The sequence below is a fragment of the Enterobacter cloacae complex sp. P40C2 genome, assembly GCF_014930695.1.
GTDB classification, from domain to species: Bacteria; Pseudomonadota; Gammaproteobacteria; order Enterobacterales; family Enterobacteriaceae; genus Enterobacter; species Enterobacter pasteurii.
Genome location: NZ_JADBRP010000001.1, coordinates 1039502 through 1066082 on the forward strand (window position 1 = coordinate 1039502; position 26581 = coordinate 1066082).

General features: G+C 58.0%; 25 protein-coding genes. 19 read left to right on the top strand and 6 right to left on the bottom strand.

What is annotated here, in order from left to right:
- Positions 1-48: 48 nt before the first annotated feature.
- The 3 genes from glnP (at position 49) to ybiO (ending at position 3757) form a co-directional block, all read left to right on the top strand.
- Positions 49-708 carry a glutamine ABC transporter permease GlnP gene (gene glnP, locus IM304_RS04975; protein ID WP_193356610.1) on the top strand — a complete coding sequence of 220 codons (660 nt, stop codon included), beginning with the start codon at positions 49-51 and terminating at the stop codon, positions 706-708.
- A complete protein-coding gene (glnQ, locus tag IM304_RS04980) occupies positions 705-1427 on the top strand; it encodes a glutamine ABC transporter ATP-binding protein GlnQ (RefSeq protein WP_022647522.1) in 723 nt (240 codons plus the stop codon). Before glnP ends, glnQ begins: the two co-directional genes overlap by 4 nt.
- 119 nt (positions 1428-1546) lie before the next feature.
- Entirely contained in the window at positions 1547-3757 is a 2211-nt protein-coding gene (ybiO, locus tag IM304_RS04985) for a mechanosensitive channel protein (protein WP_148420859.1), read from the top strand.
- A gap of 41 nt (positions 3758-3798) precedes the next feature.
- Here ybiO and rlmF read toward each other — a convergent pair whose 3' ends face one another.
- Positions 3799-4710 (bottom strand): 23S rRNA (adenine(1618)-N(6))-methyltransferase RlmF, encoded by a 912-nt coding sequence (gene rlmF / locus IM304_RS04990; protein ID WP_193356611.1) that lies wholly within the window; start codon positions 4708-4710, stop codon positions 3799-3801.
- Between the two features lie 244 nt (positions 4711-4954).
- On the opposite strand from rlmF, the gene mcbA reads away from it, so the two are divergent.
- From mcbA to ybiJ, 3 genes are all read left to right on the top strand, one after another.
- Positions 4955-5218: a DUF1471 family periplasmic protein McbA gene (gene mcbA / locus IM304_RS04995; RefSeq protein ID WP_193356612.1), complete on the top strand. Its 264-nt coding sequence runs from the start codon at positions 4955-4957 to the stop codon at positions 5216-5218.
- 118 nt (positions 5219-5336) lie between these two features.
- Positions 5337-5603: a DksA/TraR family C4-type zinc finger protein gene (locus IM304_RS05000; protein WP_148420745.1), complete on the top strand. Its 267-nt coding sequence runs from the start codon at positions 5337-5339 to the stop codon at positions 5601-5603.
- Between the two features lie 285 nt (positions 5604-5888).
- The gene (gene ybiJ / locus IM304_RS05005; RefSeq protein WP_148420746.1) at positions 5889-6149 is read left to right on the top strand and encodes a DUF1471 family protein YbiJ; all 261 of its coding nucleotides are present in this window, start codon (positions 5889-5891) and stop codon (positions 6147-6149) included.
- 116 nt (positions 6150-6265) lie between these two features.
- Here ybiJ and ybiB read toward each other — a convergent pair whose 3' ends face one another.
- Entirely contained in the window at positions 6266-7228 is a 963-nt protein-coding gene (ybiB, locus tag IM304_RS05010; protein WP_193356613.1) for a DNA-binding protein YbiB, read from the bottom strand.
- Positions 7229-7448: 220 nt separating this feature from the next.
- On the opposite strand from ybiB, the gene IM304_RS05015 reads away from it, so the two are divergent.
- The 5 genes from IM304_RS05015 (at position 7449) to IM304_RS05035 (ending at position 12806) form a co-directional block, all read left to right on the top strand.
- Complete coding sequence (locus tag IM304_RS05015; RefSeq protein WP_148420748.1) at positions 7449-7982, top strand: fimbrial protein; 534 nt, start codon at positions 7449-7451, stop codon at positions 7980-7982.
- Positions 7983-8043: 61 nt separating this feature from the next.
- Positions 8044-8718, top strand: a complete 675-nt coding sequence (locus IM304_RS05020; RefSeq protein WP_193356614.1) for a molecular chaperone — start codon at positions 8044-8046, stop codon at positions 8716-8718.
- Positions 8719-8792: 74 nt separating this feature from the next.
- Positions 8793-11288 carry a fimbria/pilus outer membrane usher protein gene (locus IM304_RS05025; protein ID WP_227009786.1) on the top strand — a complete coding sequence of 832 codons (2496 nt, stop codon included), beginning with the start codon at positions 8793-8795 and terminating at the stop codon, positions 11286-11288.
- 17 nt (positions 11289-11305) lie between these two features.
- On the top strand, positions 11306-12295 hold the full coding sequence (locus tag IM304_RS05030) for a fimbrial protein (RefSeq protein WP_227009787.1): 990 nt from the start codon (positions 11306-11308) through the stop codon (positions 12293-12295).
- Positions 12296-12305: 10 nt separating this feature from the next.
- Entirely contained in the window at positions 12306-12806 is a 501-nt protein-coding gene (locus tag IM304_RS05035) for a fimbrial protein (protein ID WP_148420752.1), read from the top strand.
- Here the strand turns inward: IM304_RS05035 and dinG are convergent.
- Together dinG and rhlE are read right to left on the bottom strand one after the other, a co-directional pair.
- A complete protein-coding gene (dinG, locus tag IM304_RS05040) occupies positions 12793-14970 on the bottom strand; it encodes an ATP-dependent DNA helicase DinG (RefSeq protein WP_193356617.1) in 2178 nt (725 codons plus the stop codon). The genes IM304_RS05035 and dinG overlap by 14 nt on opposite strands.
- A gap of 97 nt (positions 14971-15067) precedes the next feature.
- Positions 15068-16450 (bottom strand): ATP-dependent RNA helicase RhlE, encoded by a 1383-nt coding sequence (rhlE, locus tag IM304_RS05045; protein WP_176610833.1) that lies wholly within the window; start codon positions 16448-16450, stop codon positions 15068-15070.
- A 205-nt stretch (positions 16451-16655) separates the two neighbouring features.
- On the opposite strand from rhlE, the gene cecR reads away from it, so the two are divergent.
- The 5 genes from cecR to IM304_RS05070 are packed head-to-tail and all read left to right on the top strand — an operon-like array spanning position 16656 to position 22296.
- Positions 16656-17333 carry a transcriptional regulator CecR gene (gene cecR, locus IM304_RS05050; protein WP_193356618.1) on the top strand — a complete coding sequence of 226 codons (678 nt, stop codon included), beginning with the start codon at positions 16656-16658 and terminating at the stop codon, positions 17331-17333.
- Positions 17330-18325: a secretion protein HlyD gene (gene hlyD / locus IM304_RS05055; protein WP_193356619.1), complete on the top strand. Its 996-nt coding sequence runs from the start codon at positions 17330-17332 to the stop codon at positions 18323-18325. Before cecR ends, hlyD begins: the two co-directional genes overlap by 4 nt.
- The gene (locus tag IM304_RS05060) at positions 18318-20057 is read left to right on the top strand and encodes an ATP-binding cassette domain-containing protein (RefSeq protein ID WP_193356620.1); all 1740 of its coding nucleotides are present in this window, start codon (positions 18318-18320) and stop codon (positions 20055-20057) included. Before hlyD ends, IM304_RS05060 begins: the two co-directional genes overlap by 8 nt.
- Positions 20047-21180: an ABC transporter permease gene (locus tag IM304_RS05065; protein ID WP_148420758.1), complete on the top strand. Its 1134-nt coding sequence runs from the start codon at positions 20047-20049 to the stop codon at positions 21178-21180. The genes IM304_RS05060 and IM304_RS05065 overlap by 11 nt, the downstream gene beginning before the upstream one ends.
- 9 nt (positions 21181-21189) lie before the next feature.
- Positions 21190-22296 (top strand): ABC transporter permease, encoded by a 1107-nt coding sequence (locus tag IM304_RS05070; RefSeq protein ID WP_193356621.1) that lies wholly within the window; start codon positions 21190-21192, stop codon positions 22294-22296.
- Here IM304_RS05070 and IM304_RS05075 read toward each other — a convergent pair.
- Positions 22258-22668, bottom strand: coding sequence for a YbhQ family protein (locus IM304_RS05075; RefSeq protein ID WP_006809522.1), 411 nt, complete (start codon positions 22666-22668; stop codon positions 22258-22260). The two genes, IM304_RS05070 and IM304_RS05075, sit on opposite strands and share 39 nt — an antisense overlap.
- A gap of 133 nt (positions 22669-22801) precedes the next feature.
- On the opposite strand from IM304_RS05075, the gene IM304_RS05080 reads away from it, so the two are divergent.
- The 3 genes from IM304_RS05080 to IM304_RS05090 are packed head-to-tail and all read left to right on the top strand — an operon-like array spanning position 22802 to position 25760.
- Positions 22802-23563 (top strand): endonuclease/exonuclease/phosphatase family protein, encoded by a 762-nt coding sequence (locus IM304_RS05080; RefSeq protein ID WP_193356622.1) that lies wholly within the window; start codon positions 22802-22804, stop codon positions 23561-23563.
- Positions 23560-24798 (top strand): cardiolipin synthase ClsB, encoded by a 1239-nt coding sequence (clsB, locus tag IM304_RS05085; protein WP_193356623.1) that lies wholly within the window; start codon positions 23560-23562, stop codon positions 24796-24798. The genes IM304_RS05080 and clsB overlap by 4 nt, the downstream gene beginning before the upstream one ends.
- Positions 24798-25760, top strand: a complete 963-nt coding sequence (locus tag IM304_RS05090; RefSeq protein ID WP_193356624.1) for a YbhN family protein — start codon at positions 24798-24800, stop codon at positions 25758-25760. Before clsB ends, IM304_RS05090 begins: the two co-directional genes overlap by 1 nt.
- A 93-nt stretch (positions 25761-25853) precedes the next feature.
- Here IM304_RS05090 and IM304_RS05095 read toward each other — a convergent pair whose 3' ends face one another.
- Entirely contained in the window at positions 25854-26561 is a 708-nt protein-coding gene (locus IM304_RS05095) for a Bax inhibitor-1/YccA family protein (protein WP_148420763.1), read from the bottom strand.
- Positions 26562-26581: the final 20 nt, after the last annotated feature.

The following is a 26581-nucleotide window of genomic DNA, read 5'->3' on the forward strand; positions in this document are numbered from 1 at the left end:
GCCGGGCCTACGTTTTTTGTTTTTCACCACGGTATACAGGAATACATCATGCAGTTTGACTGGAGCGCCATCTGGCCTGCCATTCCTCTCTTGCTTGAAGGCGCCAAAATGACCCTATGGATCTCGGTCCTTGGTCTGGTTGGCGGGTTGATTATCGGTCTGGTGGCCGGTTTCGCTCGCACCTACGGCGGCTGGATTGCAAACCACATCGCACTGGTTTTCATCGAAGTGATCCGCGGCACCCCGATTGTGGTGCAGGTGATGTTTATCTACTTCGCCCTGCCAATGGCATTCACCGACCTGCGCATTGACCCGTTCAGCGCCGCCGTTGTCACCATCATGATCAACTCAGGTGCCTACATTGCGGAAATCACCCGCGGCGCGGTGCTGTCGATTCATAAAGGCTTCAGCGAAGCCGGCCTGGCGCTAGGCCTTTCACGTCGCGAAACGATCCGTCACGTGATCCTGCCGCTGGCGCTGCGCCGCATGCTGCCACCGCTGGGCAACCAGTGGATTATCAGTATCAAAGACACCTCGCTGTTCATTGTAATCGGCGTTGCCGAGCTGACCCGCCAGGGCCAGGAGATCATTGCGGGTAACTTCCGCGCCCTGGAAATCTGGAGTGCGGTCGCCGTTGTTTATCTGATTATCACGCTTTTCCTGAGCTTTGTTCTGCGTCGTCTTGAAAGAAGGATGAAAATCCTGTGATTGAATTTAAAAACGTTTCCAAGCACTTTGGCCCAACCCAGGTGCTGCACAATATTGATTTGAACATCAGGCAGGGTGAAGTGGTGGTCATTATCGGGCCGTCCGGCTCCGGTAAATCCACCCTGCTGCGCTGCATTAACAAGCTCGAAGAGATCACCAGCGGCGATTTAATCGTCGATGGTCTGAAGGTTAACGATCCGAAAGTGGACGAGCGCCTGATCCGCCAGGAAGCGGGCATGGTGTTCCAGCAGTTCTACCTGTTCCCGCACCTGACGGCGCTGGAAAACGTGATGTTCGGTCCGCTGCGCGTGCGCGGAGCCAGCAAAGCGGCGGCCGAAACGCTGGCGAAAGATCTGCTGGCAAAAGTGGGCCTGGCGGAGCGTGCCCATCACTATCCTTCCGAGCTGTCCGGCGGCCAGCAGCAGCGCGTGGCGATTGCCCGTGCGCTGGCGGTGAAGCCAAAAATGATGCTGTTTGATGAGCCAACCTCCGCACTCGACCCGGAGCTGCGTCACGAGGTGCTTAAGGTCATGCAGGATCTGGCGGAAGAAGGCATGACGATGGTTATCGTTACCCACGAAATCGGCTTTGCCGAAAAGGTGGCGTCCCGTCTGATCTTCATTGATAAAGGCCGTATCGCGGAAGACGGAAATCCGCAGGCGCTGATCGCGAACCCGCCAAGCCAGCGCCTCCAGGAATTCCTTCAGCACGTCTCCTGACAGCAGTACGCTAAGCCGGGCTTGCCCGGCTTTTTTACGCCGGATTGTTCCCAAAAACTCCCCTCCGCTTCTCGCCCTCTATACTTATCATTTTGCACGATATTTTGTCGGAGGACGCCGTGCCGTGGATCCTGTTGCTCTTGTTTAGCCTGCTTAGCGCGCCATCGCTGGCTGTAACCATTCCTGGCGTCACCACCGGAGCCACCGCCACCCAGCAGAATGCACCGCCGGAGCCAGACGCCGAAAAGAAAAAAGCCGCGTACAGCGCCCTGGCCGACGTGCTTGAGAACGACACGTCCCGGCAGGAGTTAATCGATCAGCTAAGGAAGGTGGCCGCCACGCCGCCTCAGGATCCGGTTCCGACCATAGCGCCGCCGCAGGTCGAAGAAGAAAAAACGGTGCTGGAAAACGTCACCGACATTAGCCGTCACTACGGTGAAGCGCTGTCGTCGCGTTTTGCCCAGCTCTACCGAAACCTGATTGGCACATCCCACAAGCCTTTTAACCCCCACACCTTCTCCGCTGCCGCCACGCAGTTTGCCATTCTGGCAGGTGCCGTATTCATTTTTTACTGGCTGCTGCGCCTGTGCGTCTGGCCGCTGTACCGAAAAATGGGCCAGTGGGGACGTAAAAAGAATCAGCAAAAAAGCAGCTGGTTACATCTTCCGGCGATGATTACCGGAGCCTTTATCATCGATTTGCTGCTGCTGGCGATGACGCTGTTTGTCGGCCAGCTGCTGGCAGACCGGCTTAACACCGGAAACAAAACCATCGCCTTTCAGCAGGCGCTGTTCCTCAACGCGTTTGCGCTGATTGAATTCTTTAAGGCCCTTCTGCGGCTGATCTTCTGCCCGCGCGTGCCGGATCTTCGCCCCTTCGCGATTCAGGATCGGAGCGCCAAATACTGGGCGGTGCGGCTCAGCGTGCTGAGCGGGTTAATTGGTTACGGCCTGCTGGTTGCCGTGCCGATTATTTCCAACCAGGTTAACGTGCAGTTTGGGGCGCTGGCGAACGTGCTAATCATGCTCTGTATAACCGTCTGGGCGCTGTACCTCATCTTCCATAATAAAAAAGCGATTACCGAGAGCCTGCTGCACCTGGCCGATCGCTCCCTCTCCTTTTTCAGCCTGTTTATCCGCGCCTTTGCCCTGGTGTGGCACTGGCTGGCCAGCGCCTATTTTATTGTGCTGTGCTTCTTCTCGCTGTTCGACCCGGGCAACAGCCTGAAGTTTATGATGGGGGCGACGTTTAAAAGCCTGGCGATTATCGGCATAGCGGCGTTTGTCTCCGGCCTGCTCTCCCGCTGGCTTTCGAAAACCATTACCCTGTCGCCGCCGGTTCAGCGGAATTACCCGGAGCTGCAAAAACGGGTTAACGGCTGGATGTCGGTCTCCCTGAAAGCGGCGCGTATTCTGACGGTCTGCGTGGCAATCATGCTGCTGCTGAACGCGTGGAGCCTGTTTGATTTCTGGAACTGGCTGCACAACGGCGCGGGGGAAAAGACCGTCGATATACTTATTCGTATCGCGCTGATCCTGTTCTTCTCCGCCGTCGGCTGGACGCTGCTGGCAAGCCTCATTGAGAACCGTCTGGTCTCGGATGTGCATGGCAGGCCGCTGCCCAGCGCCCGCGCCCGCACGCTGCTCACGCTGTTTCGCAACGCGCTGGCGGTGATCATCAGCACCATTACCATCATGATTGTGCTGTCGGAGATCGGCGTAAATATCGCCCCGCTGCTGGCAGGCGCCGGTGCCCTGGGGCTGGCGATCTCCTTCGGTTCGCAGACGCTGGTAAAAGATATTATCACCGGCATCTTTATCCAGTTTGAGAACGGGATGAACACCGGGGATCTGGTCACCATCGGGCCGCTCACCGGCACGGTGGAGCGGATGTCCATTCGCTCCGTCGGCGTGCGTCAGGACACCGGGGCGTACCACATCATTCCGTGGTCATCGATCACCACCTTTGCCAACTTTGTGCGCGGCATTGGTTCGGTGGTGGCGAACTACGACGTGGACCGCCATGAAGACGCGGAGAAAGCGAAGCAGGCGCTGCGGGACGCGGTGAGCGAACTGATGGAGATGGAGGATATTCGCGGGCTGGTGATTGGCGAGCCGTCGTTCGCCGGCATCGTCGGGCTGACGAACACCGCCTTTACCCTGCGCGTATCGTTCACCACCCAGCCGCTAAAGCAGTGGACGGTGCGCTTCGCGCTCGACAGCATGGTGAAAAAACACTTCGATCTGGCGGAGGTGCGCGCGCCGGTACAGACCTATCAGGTACTGCCATCGCCGGCTACGCCGCCACCGCCGCAGGCGCCGACGCTGTAATCGTTCTGCCCGGCGGCGCTACGCTTGCCGGGCCTGAAACCCTATTTGCGGCGTTTGTTATCGTCCATAAACGACCAGGCGATGAAGCGGCTCTGCTTCTGGCCCTGCGCCATCTCTTTTTTCACCACTTTTACGGCGCCGGCTTCGGTCAGCGCGCGGTAGAGCGGCGGCAGGTTATCGCCACGGGAGACCAGCGTCGTAAACCATTTCACCTGGCGGCCAAAGCCTTTGCTTTCGGCAATCATGCGCAGAATGAACGCCACTTCCCCGCCCTCGCACCAGAGTTCCTGCTGCTGGCCGCCAAAGTTCAGCGCACCATCTTCAGCCTGGCCGAGATTACGACGCTTGCGCTCGCTTCCCGCGCGTGCGGAAGCGGCCGAGTCGTGGAACGGCGGGTTACACATGGTGGCATCGTAGCTTTCGTTCTTATGAATAATGCCGTTGAAAATGGCTGCGGCGTCCTTCTGACGGCGCAGACGAACGGCACGGCTTAAGCCCGGGTTGGCGTTGATAATGGCCTGCGCGCTGGCGAACGCGTCGGCACCAATCTCGCTGCCGGTAAACCGCCACTGGTATTCATGCGCGCCTATCAGCGGATAGATCAGGTTCGCGCCTGTACCGATATCAAGAACGGTGGCCTGGTTCGGCACCGCGCCGCCGTTGTCATCCGCCAGCAGATCGGCAAGGTGATGGACGTAATCCGCACGCCCCGGCACCGGTGGGCAGAGAAAGCCTTCAGGGATGTCCCAGTTCGCTACGCCATAAAAGTGGGCCAGCAGCGCCTTGTTCAGCGCTTTAACCGCCAGCGGATCGGCGAAGTTGATCGACGGTTCACCGGCAGGGGTCTGAACGATAAACGCCCGTAACTGAGGGCAGCTCAGGCACAGGGCATTCATGTCGTAGCGGCTACGGTGGCGGTTACGCGGGTGCAATCCCGGCTTTTGGGAAGTCATGGCATTCTCCTTTAAACAGCCGCGTAAGATACCCTGTGAAGGCGCAGGGGTAAATATCTGTCTGAGAGGCGCAAAAAAACGACCAAAATCAGTGGCCTGTATGTCTATGATCTGTCAAGAAAATGTCAGATTATATCGTTCAAAAAATAAGCAGATCATCATCAAATTTTTGCGCTAAATCACACTCGTCAGGCTTCTAAACTTAAGGGGAATCACCTGTTGTTTCCCTCCTGAGGATGTGATTATGAAAAAGTATCTGACCTTTATTATTGTGGGTGCGCTGGCAGGCGCCTCGTTCTCTGCCTGGTCCGTTCAACCCCTGACCAACGGCAACGACACCAGCCAGCTGCGTGCGGCCGGGACCGTCTCCGTCAGCCGGGCGAGCAACCTTGATGACCTTCAGGACAAGCTGGCTGAAAAAGCCCGTCAGGAAGGGGCTAAAGGGTTTGTGGTGAACGCCGCCGGCGGGGATAACCATATGTACGGCACGGCGACCATCTATAAATAACCCCTTCAAGTCCCGAACTGCATCTGCCCGACGGATGCAGTTCTCTTTCTTTGCGCCTTGTCTGCGCGTTTTTTAACCCCATATTAATAATATGGCTTAAACCACTCAGGGGAACAGCATGGCTTCCGGTTGGGCGAATGACGACGCCGTTAACGAACAGATCAACAGTACTATTGAAGATGCCGTAGCGCGCGCACGCGGTGAAATTCCGCGCGGCGAAAGCCTGGCTGAATGCGAGGAGTGCGGGGAACCCATTCCCGAGGCGCGCCGTAAGGCCATTCCCGGCGTACGGCTTTGCATTGCCTGCCAGCAGGAGAAAGATTCAAAAAACGCATCACATTCAGGATATAATCGTAGAGGATCGAAAGACAGCCAGTTACGTTGACTTTCCTTTACCTAAGTTAACCGCGCAAGCGCTTAGCTTTACGCTCACGACTTTCAGCGAACCGCGTAGCAAAACGTGCCCTTCTCAGCGCTTCTGTAAAGCGCAGCCGCAAGAAGTGTAAATCGCACCTGCGAATTTATTAGTAATCAATAAGTTATTTGTCATTCAAATTTTTTGAGCAACCACGTCAATTCTCTTCGATTTTATCTTCCGCAAAAAAGCGTGATACTTATCACATCGACGGAACATCGTCCCCTTAACAGAATAACCTGCGAGAATTTAACAATGAAAACTATCAAATATGCTGTTGCAGCTGTTGCCCTGTCCGCTCTGTCCTTCGGCGCTTTCGCCGTAGAGCCGGTCTCTTCCACTCAGGCGCAGAGCCTGAACAAAATCGGTGTGGTGAGTGCTGAAGGCGCGACCACGCTGGACGGTCTGGAAGCAAAACTGGCTGAGAAAGCAGCGGCTGCCGGCGCAAGTGGATACACCATTACCTCCGCTAACGGTAATAACAAACTGAGCGGTACCGCGGTTATCTACAAATAATCGAATGAATTATGCTCCACCCTCACCATCCCTCTGGTGAGATGCTCCAACCCTCATTGACCCTGTTGTTGTTACCCTTTGTTTGCCCGTCCGCCACTGGACGGGCTTTTTTTTGCTTAAAACGACTGCGCCACGCGCTGCATTCCCGCTTCCACCGTCTCCGCTTCCCCTGTCGCCACCAGGCAGCACGCCATTTGCAGCCTGATGGAGTGTGGAACAGGCACGTTTCCGGCGAGGCATTGCTCAATCCAGTTAGCGGTCGTATGCGGATCTTTCGCCTCGGGCAATATCACGCCGGTATTCTCCTCGCCGCGTTCCAGAATGGCGCGCGTTCCGGTGGAATCAATAAGCATGAGCTGAGGGCAACGCTGGGGATTGGCGTACACTTCCCCTTCCGTCCCGTGCATTAACAGCGCCCTTCCGCCAATGTCCTCAAAGAATTTACCCACGCGGGTGACGTATTCCGGGTGCGATACGCTGGAAAGGCGCAGCGCCGCATCTTCAGCAAACGGTGTCGCCAGCTTTGCCAGCGTGTGGGCGCTGTTACGGACCCCCATACGCCAGCGCATATCCAGCTGCTTTTCCAGCGGAGGACACAGCGCCCCGACCGGAATGTAGACCGGCTGATGTCCGTCAAGCCTGGCCTGCGCCTGCCCGGCGTGCAGGGTTGGCGCTATGCCCAGCAGATCGAAGATTGTCTCAGTCAGGGTGCGGGTTGGATCTTCCGTTACGCCATGCACAACAACCGGGAATCCGAGCCTGTGCAGCAGTATTGCCAGCAGAGGCGTCAGGTTTGCCTGCTTGCGGGCACCGTTATAGCTTGGGATCACAATCGGCATCGGTTTTGCCGCCGGCGGCGTTAAGCGCAGCGTTTGCGCCTGCATGGCTTCATAAAAGCCGCGCATCTCCGCTTCACCTTCACCTTTAATGCGTAGCGCAATCAGGATACCGCCCATCTCCAGATCGGGGACATCACCGTTTAGCATATGGGTGTACAGGGCCCGGGCCGTTTCCCGATCCAGGTCGCGGGCATGGTTCTTTCCACGTCCTACCTCTTTGATAATTTTACGATAATCCACGACATCTCTCCTTGCGGCTCTATGCAGATACTATAGCCCTGATAAATGTCGAGCGGGTAATCATTTTCCGCCCTTAGGTGCTGGAGCAGACGCTTCGAGGATAAAAATGGTCTGAAGAGAAATTGAACGAAAAATAAATCTCAGCGATAGTTCGCCCCGAATTAATCAGCCAGGTGATGATTAATGCGAGAAGTACCACACTTTCATTCAGAGGATTAAAATGAAAAAATTGATTATTGCGGGCATCGCTGCCGGGATGGCGTGTGCTTCCGTTTCTGCATTTGCATCAAGTGGTGAAGGACAAATTAATTTCACGGGTGAAATTATTGATTCCGCATGTACTGTTGTAAATGGTTTAAGCAACCCACTTAATGTTTCATTAGGTAAGGTGGCTAAATCTGCATTTACGGGAAGTGGTTCGACGACGTCGACAACCCGCTTTAGCATTCAACTCAAAGATTGTCCTGAAACGGTCACCAGCGCCTCAGTGACTTTCGGTGGGACGCCTGACGGTAACAATAAGGATATCCTTGCGGTTACGTCAGGAACAGGCGCGGCGTCGGGAGTGGGAGTCCAGCTGCTGGATAAAACCCAAAACCCGCTGAGCTTATATACTGCTTCCACAGAATATGCGCTCACGCCAGGTGCCACAACGAACGATTTACAGTTTGGCGCACGCTATATCCAGACCGGAGAGATCGTTTCTGCCGGGCTGGCGAACGCCGCATCAACCTTCACCATCGTTTACAACTAATAAAACAGATATTAGCTACCCCAGTGGCTAATATCTGTTACTTCTTTATTACGGTGTCGCTATGCGCAAATATCTTCTGCTCTCCTCCTTTTTATTCATCACCACTGCCGCGCACGCCGGAATTACCATCGGCGGCACGCGCGTGGTATACCCGGAAAATAAAAAAGAATCTTCCATTGGTATCAGCAACCCGGACAATCTTGATTATCTGGTGCAGTCATGGGTAGAGACGGAAGATAACGCGCGGGAGAAAGCACCGTTTTTAATCACACCGCCGCTGTTCCGTCTGGACGGTAAACAGGACAACGTTCTGCGCATCATCCGGACCGGGGGAAATTTGCCTGCCGATCGTGAATCGCTTTTCTGGCTAAATATTAAATCCATTCCGTCTTCTAAGCGCAATGAAATTAGCAACACGTTACAAATTGCCATTAAAACCCGAATTAAGCTTATCTATCGCCCGGCGGGTATTACCGGTAAACCGGAGGATGTTGCCGCGCATTTATCCTGGCACATGCAGGGCAACCAGCTTATTGTCAACAACCCTACGCCATTTTATATGAACTTCCAGGAAATAAAGCTGGACGGTAAAAAGGTTGACAAAGTCACCTATGCAGCTCCCAACGGCGAAACGCGTTTTGCTACCCCGGGGAATATCACCGCGCGCTCGGTGAGCTGGAAAATCATTAATGACTACGGCGGCATTAGCCCGTCTTATACCGCAAAGATTAACTAACTCGCCGGGAATATCTGAACATCATTATGCGCTGGGAATATAGCACCGAACCACCCAAACAGCACGGACGCTCAATGCTAATTGCGCTGGGCTGTACCCTGCTGGGCGTTTGCGTGCAAAAAGTTCTGGCCGATGATTATTTCAACCCGGCACTTCTGGATATTGACAACCCCGGACAGGGAAAAACCGATCTCAGTATTTACGAGATCGGCCCCGGCCAGGCTCCCGGTAAATATCACGTCGACGTCTACGTCAATAATAATAAAGTCGCCAGTAAAGAGATTGAGTTCACGCTAAAGAAAGACGCCAGCGGAAAATCGACGCTGCAGCCGTGCCTGAGCGCGGCCCAGTTAAAAAGCTTCGGCATTAAAATTGATAAATTCGTGCAGGATGATAAGGCGCAGTGCATTGACCTGAGCGTTATCCCCTCCGCCAGCGCCACGTTTCACGTTAACCCTCAGCAGCTGCTGTTAAGCATCCCGCAGACCGCTATTACCCGGGTGCCGCGCGACTATGTCGACCCGCAGGAGTATGACGAGGGGATCAACGCCCTGCTGCTGAACTATAGCTTTACCGCCGGGGACAACCGCGGCAAGGGCGAGAACGGCACAGACCAGCGCAGCGAGTTTCTTAACCTGCGTCCCGGTCTTAACCTCGGGGCGTGGCGTTTGCGAAACTACTCCACCTGGAGCAAAACCAGCGGAGACGGTGACGCGGATAGCCAGTTTTCTTCCGTGTACACCTACGTCCAGCGGGATATTATTTCCCTTGGCAGCAGCGTTAAATTCGGGCAAAGCTCGTCGCCTTCGGACGTGTTTGACAGCATTTCATTCACCGGGGCGCAGATCGCGTCGGACGACGATATGCTGCCGGACAGCATGAAAGGTTTTGCCCCCGTCATCCGCGGAACGGCACACAGCAACGCCCAGGTTATCGTCCGCCAGAACGGCTACGTCATCTATCAAAACTACGTTGCGCCGGGCCCGTTTGAAATAAACGACCTCTACCCCACCGGCGGCAGCGGGGACTTAAACGTCACCGTGAAAGAGACCGACGGCAGCGAACAGCATTTTGTGGTGCCCTACGCTTCGGTGCCGGTATTGCAGCGTGAGGGCCGCTTTAAGTACAGCCTCACCGCAGGACGCTACCGCAGCTACGACAGCGACGTCGAAAAAACGCCTTTCATGCAGGGTACGGCAATCTACGGATTGCCTTACGGCTTTACGGCCTACGGCGGCGTGCAGGCCAGCCAGTATTACGATGCCCTGGCGCTGGGAGTCGGTAAGAATATCGGCGATCTCGGCGCGTTTTCGGTGGATGTCACCGGTGCCAAATCAGAGATGCAGGACAAGGCGCCGACCCACGGGCGCTCCTGGCGCATCCGCTACAGCAAAGATTTCGCCACCACCGGCACCCATTTTTCCATTGCCGGCTACCGCTACAACAGCAAAGGGTTTTATACGCTACAGGACACCCTGGATTCGCATACCCGCAATGACGACCGGGAAATGCCGGACACCCGACGCAGCCGGGAAGAGGCCACCGTCGATCAGTCCCTGGGCGGAAGGTTTGGATCCCTGACCCTGAGCCTGGTGAAGGAGAACTACTGGAATTCCAGCGAAAGCATGACGTCAGTGAACGTCGGCTATAACAACTCCTGGCACGGGGTGAGCTACGGCCTGAACTACGGACTCAATAAAAACACCCGTGACGGCAGCGACGACAATAACGAGAAAACCAGCGAGCAGACCATCGCCTTTAACGTCTCCGTGCCGCTCGATCGCTGGCTTCGCAACACCTGGGTCAACTACAACCTGAACAGCACGAAACACGACTCCACCCAAAGCGTGGGCCTGAACGGCACCGCGCTCGCCGGCGATAACCTCAGCTGGGGCGTCCAGCAGAGCCACGGTCAGAGCAGCGGCGACAGCACCAGCCTGAACGCTGATTACAAAGGCACCTACGGGGAGGTGAGCGCCGGATATTCACAGGATAGCCAGCAGCAGCAGCTTAACGTCGGCCTTCAGGGCAGCATGATCGCCCATGCGCATGGCGTCACGCTGGGCCAGCCGATGGGCGAGACGGCCGCGCTGGTCGAAGCGCCGGGCGCAGACGACACGAACATTACCAATCAGACCGGCGTGAGCACCGATTTCCGCGGCTATGCCATCGTGCCGTACGTGTCGCCATACCGCCATAACACCCTTGCGCTCAACACCGAAACGCTGCCGGAAAAGGCGGACGTTGCTCAGGCCGCAAAAACCGTAACGCCGACGCGCGGGGCGATTGTTCGCGCGCATTACGAAACGCACGTGGGCAGCCGGGTGTTAATTACGCTGAAACGCGCGGACGGACGCGCGATCCCGTTCGGCGCAACGGCATCGCAGCCCCATCAGGAGGGCGAATTTATCGTGGGCGATGGCGGGCAGGTATATATGACCGGCATGCAGAAAAAAGGCAGGGTTGACGTCAGCTGGGGGAAAACCGCCGACAGCCGCTGCTCCGCAACCTATCACCTTCCCGCAAAAGACGACGGGGCTGTTATTAACGTTACGGCGCGGTGCGTATGAGACTTTTCGAGGTAAAAATGAACATATTTAGATATGCCTTTGCGCTGGCTGTCTTGCTCTCAGGCGCGTGCCTGATGCCCCATGCGCAGGCGGCAACCACCTGTGACAGCACCGACCTGCCTTATACCCTGGACGCCGGCACGCTTTCCGTCCCCACGACCCTCGACATTGGCGGCATCATCCCGGGGTCGGCAAAGACGCACACCGTTAACGGCAGCTGTGTCGGGCCAATGACTAATCACACCATTATTTCCTGCTATTACGGAACGGGAACGGAAGTGCCGGGCATGCCGGGCGTGTACTCAACCAACGTAGACGGCATTGGCATTGAGCTTCTGAACAGTAACGGGCAGATCGTTCGCGGAAAGGGCTACTCATGTGATACCTCCGCGACGCCCGTCGGGACGGTCAGCAGCGACAGCGGACAAACGTTCTCGTTCAGCTATACCCAGCGCTTAATCAAAACGGCGTCACACATCGGGAGCGGCACCCTGTCGGTGGCGATGGATCCCTTTGGATTCGGCGTTTTTCGTTCTGTCGGTATCTCTGGCGCGCGAAATACGAGCCACTATTCCGCCACGGTTAGCGAAAGAACGGCGACCTGCTCCATCGATCCCCTCAATCTGACGGTCTCACTCGGCGATTTCCCGGTATCACAGTTTACCCACGTGGGCAGCTATACGGCCTGGAAGTATTTCAGCATCACCGCCACCTGCACGGAAGAGGTCAACCTTACGGCCTCGGTGACCAGCGCGAACGGCGTTAACGGCCAGTTTGGTGATGTCCTGAACCTTACGCCCGGCAGCGACAGCGCCACGGGCGTCGGGGTGCGAATGCTGCTTGACGGTGTCGATCTTAAATACGACTTCCCTATCCCGGTTGGTGGAAGAACTGCACCTGACGTGCCGGATGCCATTCCCTTCGCCGTGCAGTATTACCAGACGGATGCCACCGTCACCGCGGGGAAAGCCAATACCATCGCCACAATCGATCTTGAATACCAGTGACGGAGCGAAGATGAAAACGTTACCCCTTTTACTCGCACTGACGAGCCTCCCGGCTGTCGCGACCGACGTTACGCTCAATATCGAAGGAAATATTTACGACACCACCTGTCAGGTGGACGGTGGCAGCCAGAATATGGTGGTGGATCTGGGGCAGGGCGTTGCCAGCGACTTCCGTGACATCGGCGATACCGGTCCGTGGAAAAAATTCGATTTAACGCTGACGAACTGCCCGCCCACGCTGACGGTCGCCACGGTTTCCGTTGACGGCCCGCGCGACAGGGACCATCCCTTCAAATTCGCCAATAGCGGCACCGCAACGGGGGTGGCGCTAGAGCTGGCCGATCGCCTGGACTACATCGTGCTTGCCCCCGAGGCCCGGTTCAGCGTGGTGATCGATGCCGGCACCCACACCGCCACTTTCCCCATGGCAGCACGCTATTACGCAACCGCCATGCCCGTCACTGCCGGCACGTTCAACAGCGTTGTTCAGGCCACCTTTACTTACCAGTAGGACCGCGCCCCCTGGCATGGATGCCTTTTTTACGCCCGGCGGCCAGTTTTGCCGGGCGTTTTTTCACTTCCGGTACCTCCGGCTGCTCAATCGGGAACACCGGCAGCGCGTTCAGCAAACGCTGCCCGTAGTTTTTGGTGAGCAGACGCTTGTCGTATATCACCACTTCGCCCCAGCAGCCGTGGCTGCGAATAAGACGCCCGACCTGCTGAATCAAGTTAAACGACGCCGCCGGCAGGCTTTGCACCTCAAACGGGTAGCGGTTGAGGCTTTTCAGCCACTCGCCTTCGGTGATGACTACCGGGCTGTCGATGGGCGGGAAGGCGATTTTATGAATATGCACCTGCGTCAGATAATCGCCCTTCAGATCCAGACCCTCCGCAAAAGACTGAAGCCCCACCAGCACGCTGCGCTCGCCGTTATCAATCCGCTTGCGGTGGGTTTCCACCAGCCTGTAGCGCGGCTGGTCGCCCTGCACCAGCAGGAGTAAACGCAGATCGGTAACGTGCTCAAGAAAGCGCTGCATCGCGCGCCCGCTGGCAAACAGCACCAGCATGCCGGGGTATTTTTTGCTCTCGACCTGTTCGCGGAAGTAGGCCGCCATCTCGGCAATGTGCTGCTCTTCGTTGTCGATAAGCGGCTCATAGTTCATGCGCGGGATGACCAGCTTGCCCTGCTCGCAGTGGTTAAACGGCGAGTCCAGCGCCACAAAGCGGTCGCCCGCTTTCTCTTTCAGGCCGCTCATCTCCTGCAGTCTTGAGAAGCTGTTCAGGGAACGCAGCGTCGCGGACGTCACCACCACGTGCGGCACGCTGCGCCAGATCAGCTTTTCCAGCTGATCCGCCACGCGGATGCCCACGCAGTGGAAGAGCAGATGCACCTGCCCTTCCCGCACCTCGCGGGTCGCCCATTTCGTCACCGGCGCGCCGGACGCCTGCGCCATCGAGGCCAGCCGCCAGAGCTTGCTCTGCGCTTCAAACATCCCCAGCGCGCGGTTCATTTGCAGCAGAATGCGGTGCAAACGCACCACGTCATGGGTACCGGTTTTCTCGCTGAGATCGTTTAAGAACATCTCCGCCAGCCCGCGCAGCTTTTCGAGGTGCTTCGCCAGCTGCTGGCAAATCTCCATTACCTCTTCCGGCAGCTCCCCCATCGCAAAGCGGTGTTCCGCCTCCTGGGCGGCGGGAAGATAGAGGTTGAGGATGTTATTCAGCGAGGAGATAAGGCCGTAAACCTCGTCGCAGTGCTCGCTCAGCCGCTCCGGGACCGCCAGCGGCGGCGTGGTTTTCGGGCGGAACTGCTCCATGCAGGTGGCCACCAGCTTGCAGAACAGATCCAGCTGTAGACGGAACCACGGCGCGGTGATTTCCGCGCTCATCTCCAGCGCGTCCCGCGCCACGTCGGGCAGATGGTGGCCTTCGTCGAGCACCAGCAGCAGGTTTTTCGGCTCCGGCAGCACCGCTTCGCTCTCCAGCGCGGCCATCACCAGCGCGTGGTTTGCCACAACCACCTCCGCCTCCTGAATCTCGCGCCGGGCGACAAAGAACGGACACTCGCGGTAGTAGTGACAGTTGCGGTTCAGGCAGCTCGCTTTATCGGTGCTGAGCCTGCGCCACAGGTCGTCGCTAATCGCCTGGCTGGTGTGATCCCGCAGGCCGTCCCACCTGTAGCCGTCGAGCTCGGTTTTCAGCTTTGCACACAGCTCCTGCTCCGCCTTATTGTTTGGCGTCAGCTCGTCGTCGAGAAAGGCGAGCAGATCCTGCTGGGAAGGTTCACTGCTGGCCAGCGCCGCGAGGTTACGCGGACAAACATAGCGCCCGCGCCCAAAGGCGGCGGTGAACCGCAGGTCGGGGATGATTTTGCGCAGCAGCGGTAAATCTTTGCTGAAGATCTGATCCTGCAGCGCTACGTTGGCGGTGCTGACCACCAGCGTTTTGTCTTCTTCCCGGGCAATCGCGATGCTGGGAATGAGATACGACAGGGTTTTCCCGACGCCGGTCGGGGCTTCTATCGCCAGATGTCGCCCGTCGTCCCCGGCGAGCGTTTTAGCCACGTCGGCAATCATCTGCCGCTGCGGCGCTCGGGGGATAAAATCGGGGATCTGCTGCTGTAGCGCCTTATACCATGCGCCAATTTGCGCTTTTAGCGCCGCGGTTAAAGCCATCGGGAAACCTGGAATACTGTATAAACAGCCACTATTGTGGCACTTTCTTCCCGCTGCCGCAAAAAGAAAAGCCCGGCATTACGACCGGGCTTCCAGATTACTGCGGGTTAGCAGGCTTGCGCGGGCGGCGTCGGCGCTGCCCTTCCCCTGCTGGCTTTCCTTCGCCGCTGCGCCACGGGTTTTCACCGGCCGGTTTGCTGTCGTTATTACGACGCGGCGGTTTGCCCGGGGATTTCGCGGCGCCGCCTTCTGAACGACGCGGCTGCTGGCCGCGACCGCCGCCGCCCTGACCGCGACCGCCGCCCTGGCGGCCGTTCTGAATCGGCTCGGCTTTGATTGACGGATCAACCTCATAGCCCGGGGTTTCGATGCGCGGGATCTCTTTCTTCAGCAGGCGTTCAATATCGCGCAGCAGCTTGTGTTCATCCACGCAAACCAGAGAGAGCGCTTCACCGGTTGCCGCCGCACGGCCGGTACGGCCAATACGGTGAACGTAGTCTTCCGGCACGTTTGGCAGCTCGTAGTTCACCACGTGCGGCAGCTCTTCAATGTCCAGACCGCGGGCGGCGATGTCGGTCGCCACCAGCACGCGGATATCGCCAGACTTAAAGTCCGCCAGGGCCCGGGTACGCGCGCCCTGGCTCTTGTTGCCGTGGATCGCCGCGCTGCGGATGCCGTCTTTGTTCAGCTGTTCCGCCAGGTGGTTCGCGCCGTGCTTGGTGCGGGTAAAGACCAGCACCTGCTGCCAGTTGCCCTGGCCGATCATCTGGGAGAGCAGCTCCCGCTTGCGTTTTTTATCAACGAAGTGAACGTGCTGCGTCACCTGCTCGGAGGCGGTATTGCGGCGCGCCACTTCCACTTCCAGCGGGTTATGCAGCAGCTTTTCCGCCAGCGCCTTGATCTCGTCGGAGAAGGTCGCGGAGAACAGCAGGTTCTGACGACGCGCGGGCAGCTTCGCCAGCACGCGGCGAATATCGTGAATAAAGCCCATGTCGAGCATGCGGTCCGCTTCGTCCAGCACCAGAATTTCGATGCTGTCCAGCTTCACCGCGTTCTGGTGTTCCAGATCCAGCAGACGGCCCGGCGTTGCCACCAGCACGTCCACGCCGCCGCGCAGCTTCATCATCTGTGGGTTAATGCTCACCCCACCGAACACCACCAGCGAACGGATGTTGAGGTAGCGGCTGTACTCACGCACGTTCTCGCCGATCTGTGCCGCCAGCTCGCGGGTTGGGGTAAGGATCAGCGCGCGTACCGGACGACGGCCTTTGGCGTGCGGCTGATTTTTTACCAGCAGCTCTAACAGCGGCAGGGTAAAGCCCGCGGTTTTACCGGTGCCGGTCTGGGCGCTGGCCATCAGGTCACGGCCCTGCAACACGGCCGGAATGGCCTGCTGCTGAATAGGGGTTGGCTCAACGTAGCCCTGCTCTGCGATGGCGCGCAGAATTTCCGGGTTCAGGCCAAGGGAATCAAAAGACATAAAAACTCCGAACCGCCCCGACCATCACAGGTGTAGTTTTCAGGGAGATATAACAAACGGGAAGGACAAAAACCACAATGTCACGAAGGTGCGGAGTGTAGCAGCTTTTGTGACGTGGCGCATAAAATATCCCCGGCGATGCCTCGACGTTTGCGCGATTCCGGCATAATCTTAATCAATCGATTGATTAATTTTTAATACCGCCATGAATACGACCCCAACGACAACCAAAGGCGAACAGGCAAAAAGCCAGCTTATCGCCGCCGCGCTGGCCCAGTTTGGCGAGTATGGCCTGCATGCCACCACGCGGGATATCGCCGCCCAGGCCGGACAGAACATTGCGGCCATTACCTACTATTTTGGCTCAAAAGAGGATTTGTACCTCGCCTGCGCCCAGTGGATCGCCGATTTCATTGGCACCCACTTTCGTTCGCACGTTGAAGAGGCCACCGCGCTGTTCAGCCAGCCAGAGCCAGACCGTGCCGCCATCCGCCAGCTGATTCTTAACGCCTGTCACAACATGATCCGCCTGCTGACGCACGACGATACGCTGAACCTGAGCAGGTTTATCTCCCGCGAGCAGCTCTCCCCCACTGCCGCCTACCAGCTGGTTCACGAACAGGTGATCGCCCCGATGCACACCCATCTGACCCGGCTTGTCGCAGCCTATACCGGACGGGACGCCAGCGATACCGCCACCATTTTGCATACCCACGCCCTGTTGGGCGAAGTACTCGCCTTCCGTCTGGGGCGCGAAACCATCCTGTTACGTACGGGCTGGACACAATTCGATGAGGATAAAGCCGCGCAAATTAGCCTGGTCATTACCCGTCACGTTGATCTGATCCTGCAAGGCTTAACGCAAAGGAGCGAGAAGTCATGAAAAAACCTGTCGCCATCATTCTGGTGGTTGTTATTTTGCTTGCTGCGGGCATTGGCGGCTGGCTGTGGTATCAGAGCCAGCAGGATCGTGGCCTGACGCTCTACGGCAACGTTGATATCCGCACCGTGAATATGAGCTTCCGCGTTGGCGGCCGGCTGGCCTCGCTGAACGTTGACGAAGGCGATGCCATTAAAGCCGGGCAGACGCTGGGGATGCTGGACAAGGCCCCGTTTGAGAACGCCCTGATGCAGGCAAAAGCAGGCGTTTCGGTCGCGCAGGCGCAGTATGACCTGATGCTGGCGGGCTATCGCGATGAAGAAATTTCCCAGGCCGCCGCTGCCGTCAAGCAGGCGAAAGCCGCCTATGACTACGCGCAGAACTTCTACAACCGCCAGCAGGGGCTGTGGAAAAGCCGCACCATTTCCGCCAACGATCTGGAAAATGCGCGCTCATCCCGCGACCAGGCGCAGGCGACGCTGAAATCCGCGCAGGATAAGCTCAGCCAGTACCGCTCCGGTAACCGCGCGCAGGACATTGCTCAGGCAAAAGCCAGCCTCGAACAGGCCCAGGCGCAGCTGGCCCAGGCGGAGCTGGATCTGCGCGATACCACCCTCATCGCCCCGTCAGACGGCACCCTCATGACCCGCGCCGTGGAGCCGGGCAGCATGCTCAGCGCGGGCAGCACCGTATTAACGCTCTCCTTAACGCGTCCGGTGTGGGTGCGCGCCTACATTGATGAGCCTAATCTCGGCCAGATGCAGCCGGGCCGCGAGCTGCTGCTCTATACCGACGGTCGCCCGGACAAGCCGTATCACGGCAAGGTGGGCTTTGTCTCCCCAACGGCTGAATTTACGCCGAAAACGGTTGAAACCCCGGATCTGCGTACCGACCTGGTGTATCGCCTGCGCATTATCGTTACCGACGCGGACGACGCGCTGCGCCAGGGTATGCCCGTTACCGTGACCTTAAACGACGGGGAACGACATGAATGATGCGGTTATCCAGCTCAATAATCTGGTCAAACGCTTCGCGGGGATGGACAAACCGGCGGTCGCGCCGCTGAACTGCACCATTCACAAAGGCTATGTGACCGGGCTGGTCGGCCCGGACGGCGCGGGTAAAACCACGCTGATGCGGATGCTGGCCGGGCTGCTGAAGCCGGATGAAGGCGCGGCAAGCGTGCTTGGCCTCGATCCGATTAAAGACGACGCGGCGCTCCACGGCATGCTCGGCTATATGCCGCAGAAGTTTGGCCTGTACGAAGATTTGACGGTGATGGAAAACCTCAATCTGTACGCCGACCTGCGCAGCGTCACCGGCGAAACCCGGCAGAACACCTTTGCGCGCCTGCTGGAGTTTACCTCCCTCGGCCCGTTCACCGACCGGCTGGCGGGCAAGCTCTCCGGCGGGATGAAGCAGAAGCTGGGGCTGGCCTGTACGCTGGTGGGCGAGCCGAAAGTGCTGCTGCTGGATGAACCCGGCGTGGGCGTGGACCCGATTTCCCGCCGCGAGCTGTGGCAGATGGTGCACGAGCTGGCGGGCGACGGCATGCTTATCCTCTGGAGCACCTCCTACCTTGATGAAGCAGAACAGTGCCGCGACGTGCTGCTGATGAACGAAGGGGAACTGCTCTATCAGGGCGAACCCACTAGGCTGACGCAAACCATGGCCGGACGCAGCTTCCTGCTGCACAGCCCGCAGGAGTCGAACCGCAGGCTGCTCCAGCGGGTGCTGAAGCTCCCGCAGATCAGCGACGGGATGATTCAGGGACGTTCGGTGCGGGCGATCCTCAAAAAAGAGGCCACCGCCGAGGATATCCGCCGGGCGCAGGGTATGCCTGAAATCGAGATGCAGGAAACCGCCCCGCGCTTTGAAGACGCGTTTATCGATCTGCTGGGAGGTGCGGGAACCTCGGAGTCGCCGCTTGGCGCCATTCTGCACACGGTTGAAGGCACGGCGGGCGAAACGGTGATTGAAGCGAAATCGCTCACCAAGAAATTTGGCGACTTTGCCGCCACCGACAACGTCAACTTTGCCGTGAAGCGCGGCGAGATTTTTGGCCTGCTCGGGCCAAACGGCGCGGGAAAATCGACCACCTTTAAAATGATGTGCGGCCTGCTGGTGCCGACCTCCGGCAAGGCGCTGGTGCTGGACATGGATCTCAAGGTCAGTTCCGGCAAGGCGCGCCAGCACCTGGGCTATATGGCGCAGAAGTTTTCCCTGTACGGCAACCTGACGGTTGAACAGAACCTGCGCTTTTTCTCCGGCGTCTACGGCCTGCGGGGTCGGGCGCAGAACGAGAAGATCGGCCGCATGTGCGACGCCTTCGGCCTGACCGACATCGCCTCGCAGGCGACCGACGCGCTGCCGCTCGGCTTCAAGCAGCGGCTGGCGCTGGCCTGCTCGTTGATGCATGAGCCGGATATCCTGTTTCTTGATGAACCCACCTCGGGCGTGGATCCCCTCACCCGCCGCGAGTTCTGGCTGCATATCAACAGCATGGTGGAGAAAGGGGTCACGGTAATGGTCACCACCCACTTTATGGACGAGGCGGAGTACTGCGACCGCATCGGGCTGGTTTACCGCGGCAAGCTGATTGCCCACGGCACGCCGGACGATCTGAAAGCGCAGGCCGCCGACGACGAACAGCCGGACCCGACCATGGAGCAGGCGTTTATCACCCTCATCCACGACTGGGATAAGGAGAATGCCCATGCGCAGTAACGCCCTCTCCTGGCGCCGGGTACGCGCCCTGTGCGTCAAAGAGACCCGCCAGATCGTGCGCGATCCCAGCAGCTGGCTGATTGCGGTGGTGATCCCCCTGCTGCTGCTGTTTATTTTCGGCTACGGCATTAACCTCGACTCCAGCAAGCTGCGGATCGGGATTTTGCTGGAGCAGCAGAGCGAAGAGGCGCTGGACTTCACCCACGCCATGACCGGCTCGCCCTACATCGATGCCACCATCAGCGACAGCCGACAGGAATTGATCCAGAAAATGCAGGCCGGGAAAATTCGCGGCCTGATCGTCATCCCGGTGGATTTCGCGGCCAACATGGCGCGCCCGGGCGCCGATGCGCCGATCCAGGTGATTACCGACGGCAGCGAGCCGAACACCGCGAACTTTGTGCAGGGCTACGCGGAGGGGATCTGGCAGCTCTGGCAGATGCAGCGCGCCGAAGACCGGGGGGAAAAGTTTGAACCGCTGATTGACGTGCAGACGCGCTACTGGTTTAACCCCGCCGCCATCAGCCAGCACTTTATTATTCCGGGCGCGGTGACCATCATCATGACGGTGATAGGGGCGATCCTCACCTCGCTGGTCATCGCCCGCGAATGGGAGCGCGGCACCATGGAGGCGCTGCTCTCCACCGAAGTGACGCGCGTCGAGCTGCTGCTCTGCAAGCTCATTCCGTACTACTTCCTCGGCATGCTGGCGATGCTGCTCTGCATGCTTGTCGCGGTCTTTATCCTCGGCGTGCCGTACCGCGGTTCACTCATCGTGCTGTTCTTTATCACCAGCCTGTTTTTACTGAGCACGCTGGGAATGGGGCTGCTCATCTCCACCATCACCCGCAATCAGTTTAACGCCGCGCAGGTGGCGCTAAACGCCGCCTTCCTGCCGTCGATTATGTTATCCGGGTTTATCTTCCAGATAGACAGCATGCCCGCGGTGATCCGCGCCGTGACCTACGTCATCCCGGCGCGCTACTTTGTCAGCACGCTGCAAAGCCTGTTCCTGGCGGGGAATATTCCGGTGGTGTTGATTATCAACACCCTGTTCTTGATGGCGTCGGCGGTGATGTTTATCGGCCTGACGTGGCTGAAAACCAGACGGCGACTGGACTGAGGAGTAAGTATGTTTCACCGTTTATGGACACTGATCCGCAAAGAGCTGCAATCGCTGCTGCGCGAGCCGCAGACCCGCGCCATTCTGGTGCTGCCGGTGCTGCTTCAGGTTTTACTGTTTCCGTTTGCCGCCACGCTGGAGGTGACTAACGCCACCATCGCCGTCTACAACGAGGACAACGGCAGGCATTCCGTCGAGCTGACCCAGCGCTTCGCCCGCGCCAAAGCCTTTACCCACGTGCTGTTGCTGAAAAGCCCGCAGGAGATCCAGCCCACCATCGACACGCAGAAAGCGTTGCTGCTGGTGCGCTTCCCGGCGGATTTCTCCCGTAACCTGGACACCTTCCAGACCGCGCCGATGCAGCTGATCCTCGACGGGCGTAACTCCAACAGCGCCCAGATTGCGGCGAACTACCTGCAACAGGTGGTGAAGGATTACCAGCAGGAGCTGATGACGGGCAAACCTAAACCCAACAACAGCGAGCTGGTGGTGCGCAACTGGTACAACCCGAATCTGGACTACAAGTGGTTCGTGGTGCCGTCGCTTATCGCCATGATCACCACCATCGGTGTGATGATCGTCACCTCGCTGTCCGTGGCCCGCGAGCGGGAACAAGGTACGCTCGATCAGCTGCTGGTCTCCCCGCTCGCCACCTGGCAGATCTTCATCGGCAAGGCGGTGCCGGCGCTGATTGTCGCCACCTTCCAGGCCACCATCGTGCTGGGTATTGGGATTTGGGCCTACCAGATCCCGTTCGCCGGTTCGCTGGCGCTGTTTTACTTCACGATGGTGATTTACGGCCTGTCGCTGGTAGGGTTTGGACTGCTGATTTCCGCGCTCTGCTCCACGCAGCAGCAGGCGTTTATCGGGGTGTTTGTCTTTATGATGCCGGCGATTTTGCTTTCAGGGTACGTTTCGCCTGTTGAGAACATGCCGGTATGGCTACAGGATTTGACGTGGATAAACCCGATTCGTCACTTTACGGATATCACCAAGCAAATCTATCTGAAGGATGCGAGTCTGGATATTGTGTGGGGAAGCTTGTGGCCGCTACTGGTCATCGCGGCCACAACGGGCTCAGTGGCCTATGCGATGTTTAGACGAAACATCGCGTAGCTTTTTCTCTTTGGTGAGCAACGACACCACCGCAGGCCCTGCGAGGATAGCCAGACCCGCCAGGGCCAGCAGCAGGTTGTTTTGCAGCACGCGTGACAGCAGCCACAGGACGATCATTGCCGCACCAAAATACCAGGTGGTGGTGAGCTCTTCGAGCACATCACCCACTTCACGCCAGCGCGCGTCGTGATGACGCTGTAAAAACAGCATCGACAGCACGGTCACGCCGTAAAGCACGCATAGCCCTAAGCCAACACGCACCAGCGTGCCGCTCATCCAGCCCATCACCAGTACGGCCACGACCAGTAAATGCAACATTATCTGCCAGCAACTCAAACCGGTTGCGACACGAACGCGTTGTTGCCACTTCATGGCTTCTCTCCTGAAGGATTTTTCTCTGCTAATTCAGACTACCGCACTTTACGGAAAATTCCGTAACGCCGCATCTTTTTGTGACGCCTACTACACTTTATTTTCATCGGGATAGTCACCCAGGAAGGTGTTTATGAGCAAAAAAACGCAGCATTTCTCGCTTAAGGTGCTGACGATAAACATTCATAAGGGCTTCACAGCATTTAACCGCCGCTTCATTTTACCGGAGCTGCGCGACGCGGTACGCACCGTCAGCGCCGATATTGTCTGCCTGCAGGAGGTCATGGGCGCCCACGAGGTGCATCCTATGCATTTCGAAAACTGGCCCGACACGCCCCACTACGAATTTCTGGCGGATACCATGTGGAGCGATTACGCCTACGGGCGCAACGCGGTCTATCCGGAGGGGCATCACGGTAACGCCGTGCTGTCGCGTTATCCAATTGAACATTATGAGAATCGCGACGTCTCCGTTGGGGAGAGCGAAAAGCGCGGGCTGCTATACTGCCGCATCACGCCGCCGGACCTTGATTTCCCCATACACGTGGGCTGCGTGCACCTGGGCCTGCGTGAAGCCCACCGTCAGGCCCAGCTGCAGATGCTGGCAGAGTGGACGAATGCGCTGCCCGAGGGCGAGCCCGTGGTGGTTGCCGGTGATTTCAACGACTGGCGGCAGCGCGCCAACCATCCGCTGAAGGTGAACGCAGGGCTGGAGGAGATTTTCACCCGCGCGCGCGGGCGTCCCGCACGGACGTTTCCGGTGCGCTTCCCCCTGCTGCGCCTGGACCGCATCTACGTTAAAAATGCCCATGCCAGCAGCCCGACGGCGCTGGCCTTACTCAACTGGCGACATCTCTCCGACCATGCCCCACTCAGCGCGGAGATACACTTATGAAATGCACATGGCAGGAAGGTAACCGCATTACGCTGCTGGAAAACGGCGATAACTTTTATCCGGCGGTCTTTGAGGCGATTAGCCACGCACAGCAGAAAGTATTCCTGGAAACGTTTATCTGGTTTGAAGACGACGTGGGCCGACAGCTGCACGCTGCGCTGCTGCAGGCCGCACGGCGCGGTATAAAAATCGAGGTTCTGCTCGACGGGTATGGCTCGCCGGATCTCAGCGATGAATTTGTTAATGAGCTCACCGCCGCGGGCGTGGTGTTCCGCTATTACGATCCCGGCCCGCGCCTGTTCGGCATGCGCACCAACCTGTTCCGCCGTATGCACCGCAAAATCGTGGTGGTGGACGAAACGGTAGCGTTTGTGGGCGGCATTAACTACTCCGCTGAGCATATGTCGGATTACGGTCCGGAGGCCAAGCAGGACTACGCCATCCGCATTGAAGGACCGGTGGTGCAGGACATTCAGCTGTTCGTGCTGGAAAACCTGCCCGGCAAAGAGGCCGCTCGCCGCTGGTGGCGACGCCGCCATCGCCCGGAAGAGAACCGCAAGCCGGGCGAAGCCCAGGCGCTGTTTGTCTGGCGGGATAACGAGGAGCATCGGGACGACATCGAGCGCCACTACCTGAAGATGCTGGCCAACGCAAAACGCGAGGCGATCATCGCCAACGCCTACTTCTTCCCCGGCTATCGTATTTTGCACGCCATGCGCAACGCGGCCCGACGCGGCGTGAGCGTTAAGCTCATCGTGCAGGGCGAGCCGGATATGCCGATTGTGAAGGTCGGCGCCCGTCTGCTCTACCGCTACCTGGTGAAAAGCGGCGTGCAGATCTATGAATATCGCCGCCGCCCGCTGCACGGCAAAGTGGCCGTTATGGATGACCACTGGGCAACCGTCGGCTCCAGCAACCTCGATCCGCTGAGCCTGTCGCTCAATCTGGAGGCGAACCTGATCATTCACGATCGCCAGTTTAACCAGACCCTGCGCGATAACCTTCAGGGGCTTATCAAGAATGACTGCGTGCGGGTGGATGAATCCATGGTGCCGAAACGCAGCTGGTGGAACGTTGGCATCGGCGTGGTGGTGTTCCACTTCCTGCGCCACTTCCCGGCGATGGTGGGCTGGCTGCCCGCGCACACGCCGAAGCTGGCGCAGGTTGATCCTCCGGTTCAACCCGAAATGGAAACCCAGGACCGCGTTGAAGCGGAAGATGGAGGGAAAACCTGATGTCAAAATCGCATCCTCGCTGGCGGCTGGCGAAAAAAATACTCACCTGGCTGTTCTTTATTGCCGTCGCGGTACTGCTGGTGGTGTACGCCCAGAAAGTGGACTGGGAAGAGGTGTGGAAAGTTATCCGCAACTACAACCGGATGGTGCTGCTGGGGGCCGTTGGGCTGGTCATCGTGAGCTACCTGATGTACGGCTGCTACGACCTGCTCGGGCGCGCCTACTGCGGCCATAAGCTGGCAAAGCGGCAGGTGATGCTGGTGTCGTTCATCTGCTACGCCTTCAACCTGACGCTGAGCACCTGGGTGGGCGGCATCGGCATGCGCTATCGCCTGTACTCGCGTCTCGGATTACCCGGCGGAACCATCACCCGCATTTTCTCGCTGAGTATCACCACCAACTGGCTGGGATACATCCTGCTGGGTGGGGTGATTTTCACCATAGGCGTCGTGCAGCTGCCTGCGCACTGGTATATCGATGAAGTAACGTTGCGCATTCTGGGCATTGTGCTGCTGTTGATTATCGCGGCCTATCTGTGGGCGTGCGCCTTTGCTAAACGTCGCCATATGACCATTAAAGGTCAGAAGCTGGTGCTGCCGTCGTGGAAGTTCGCCGTCCTGCAAATGGTGGTTTCCAGCGCCAACTGGATGGCGATGGGGGCCATTATCTGGCTGTTGATTGGGGAAGATGTGAACTACTTCTTCGTGCTGGGCGTGCTGCTGGTGAGCAGTATTGCCGGCGTGATAGTCCATATCCCGGCGGGCATTGGCGTGCTGGAGGCGGTATTTATTGCCCTGCTGGCCGGCGAGCATGTCTCTCAGGGAACGATCATCGCTGCCCTCCTTGCGTACCGCATGATCTACTACTTCCTGCCGCTGGCGCTGGCAACGGTCTGCTATCTGGTGCTGGAGAGTCGGGCGAAGAAGCTGCGGGCGAAGAACGAGAAGGCGATGGCAAAATAAAAGCAAAACGGCAACTTCGTTGCCGTTTTTAGGGTTTGTTCCCTCTCCCGTGGGAGAGGGTCAGGGTGAGGGCATCAGACAGCGCCACCCTCACTAACGACGGTTGCCAAAAATACGCAGCAGCATCAGGAACAGGTTGATAAAGTCCAGATAAAGCGTCAGCGCGCCCAGAATTGAATATTTGCGCAGGTTAGCACTGTCGCGAACGTCAATCTGTTCACCGATATTTTTTAGCTTCTGGGTGTCATAGGCGGTTAAGCCGACAAAGATGACGACACCGATATAGGTTACCGCCCACATCAGCGCTTCACTCTTCAGCCACAGGTTCACCAGCGACGCCAGCACAATCCCAATCAGCCCCATAAACAGCATGCTGCCGAAACCGCTCAGATCGCGTTTGGTGGTGTAGCCGTACAGGCTCATCACGCCAAACATTCCGCCGGTCACCACAAACGTGCTGGCGATAGAGGAGTAAGTATAGACGATGAAGATGCTGGAAAGCGTCAGCCCGGTCAGCGCCGAGTAGAGCATAAACAGCGTGGTCGCCATCCCCGCGCTGAGCTTGTGCACCAGCCCGGAGAGGACGAACACCAGCGCCAGCTGCGCAATGATTAGCCCAAAGAAGGTGATTTTGCTGGAGAAGATGAACATCATCAGTTCAGGCGTGTTTGCCGCATACCAGGCAATAAACGCGGTAAGCAGCAGGCCAACCGTCATCCAGCCATATACCTGAGCCATGTAGGTCTGCAACCCGCTACGGGTCTGCTGTACTATCGAATCGGAACGCGGAAATCGGTCCATGATTCACTCCTGATTAAGTA

Excerpts from the sequence above, each read along its gene's own strand:
- glnP (WP_193356610.1), top strand. The coding sequence starts at position 49 with ATGCAGTTTGACTGGAGCGCCATCTGGCCTGCCATTCCTCTCTTGCTT.
- rlmF (WP_193356611.1), bottom strand. The coding sequence starts at position 4,710 with ATGACTTCCCAAAAGCCGGGATTGCACCCGCGTAACCGCCACCGTAGC.
- mcbA (WP_193356612.1), top strand. The coding sequence starts at position 4,955 with ATGAAAAAGTATCTGACCTTTATTATTGTGGGTGCGCTGGCAGGCGCC.
- IM304_RS05000 (WP_148420745.1), top strand. The coding sequence starts at position 5,337 with ATGGCTTCCGGTTGGGCGAATGACGACGCCGTTAACGAACAGATCAAC.
- ybiJ (WP_148420746.1), top strand. The coding sequence starts at position 5,889 with ATGAAAACTATCAAATATGCTGTTGCAGCTGTTGCCCTGTCCGCTCTG.
- IM304_RS05015 (WP_148420748.1), top strand. The coding sequence starts at position 7,449 with ATGAAAAAATTGATTATTGCGGGCATCGCTGCCGGGATGGCGTGTGCT.
- IM304_RS05020 (WP_193356614.1), top strand. The coding sequence starts at position 8,044 with ATGCGCAAATATCTTCTGCTCTCCTCCTTTTTATTCATCACCACTGCC.
- IM304_RS05025 (WP_227009786.1), top strand. The coding sequence starts at position 8,793 with ATGCTAATTGCGCTGGGCTGTACCCTGCTGGGCGTTTGCGTGCAAAAA.
- IM304_RS05030 (WP_227009787.1), top strand. The coding sequence starts at position 11,306 with ATGAACATATTTAGATATGCCTTTGCGCTGGCTGTCTTGCTCTCAGGC.
- IM304_RS05035 (WP_148420752.1), top strand. The coding sequence starts at position 12,306 with ATGAAAACGTTACCCCTTTTACTCGCACTGACGAGCCTCCCGGCTGTC.
- dinG (WP_193356617.1), bottom strand. The coding sequence starts at position 14,970 with ATGGCTTTAACCGCGGCGCTAAAAGCGCAAATTGGCGCATGGTATAAG.
- rhlE (WP_176610833.1), bottom strand. The coding sequence starts at position 16,450 with ATGTCTTTTGATTCCCTTGGCCTGAACCCGGAAATTCTGCGCGCCATC.
- cecR (WP_193356618.1), top strand. The coding sequence starts at position 16,656 with ATGAATACGACCCCAACGACAACCAAAGGCGAACAGGCAAAAAGCCAG.
- hlyD (WP_193356619.1), top strand. The coding sequence starts at position 17,330 with ATGAAAAAACCTGTCGCCATCATTCTGGTGGTTGTTATTTTGCTTGCT.
- IM304_RS05060 (WP_193356620.1), top strand. The coding sequence starts at position 18,318 with ATGAATGATGCGGTTATCCAGCTCAATAATCTGGTCAAACGCTTCGCG.
- IM304_RS05065 (WP_148420758.1), top strand. The coding sequence starts at position 20,047 with ATGCGCAGTAACGCCCTCTCCTGGCGCCGGGTACGCGCCCTGTGCGTC.
- IM304_RS05070 (WP_193356621.1), top strand. The coding sequence starts at position 21,190 with ATGTTTCACCGTTTATGGACACTGATCCGCAAAGAGCTGCAATCGCTG.
- IM304_RS05075 (WP_006809522.1), bottom strand. The coding sequence starts at position 22,668 with ATGAAGTGGCAACAACGCGTTCGTGTCGCAACCGGTTTGAGTTGCTGG.
- IM304_RS05080 (WP_193356622.1), top strand. The coding sequence starts at position 22,802 with ATGAGCAAAAAAACGCAGCATTTCTCGCTTAAGGTGCTGACGATAAAC.
- clsB (WP_193356623.1), top strand. The coding sequence starts at position 23,560 with ATGAAATGCACATGGCAGGAAGGTAACCGCATTACGCTGCTGGAAAAC.
- IM304_RS05090 (WP_193356624.1), top strand. The coding sequence starts at position 24,798 with ATGTCAAAATCGCATCCTCGCTGGCGGCTGGCGAAAAAAATACTCACC.
- IM304_RS05095 (WP_148420763.1), bottom strand. The coding sequence starts at position 26,561 with ATGGACCGATTTCCGCGTTCCGATTCGATAGTACAGCAGACCCGTAGC.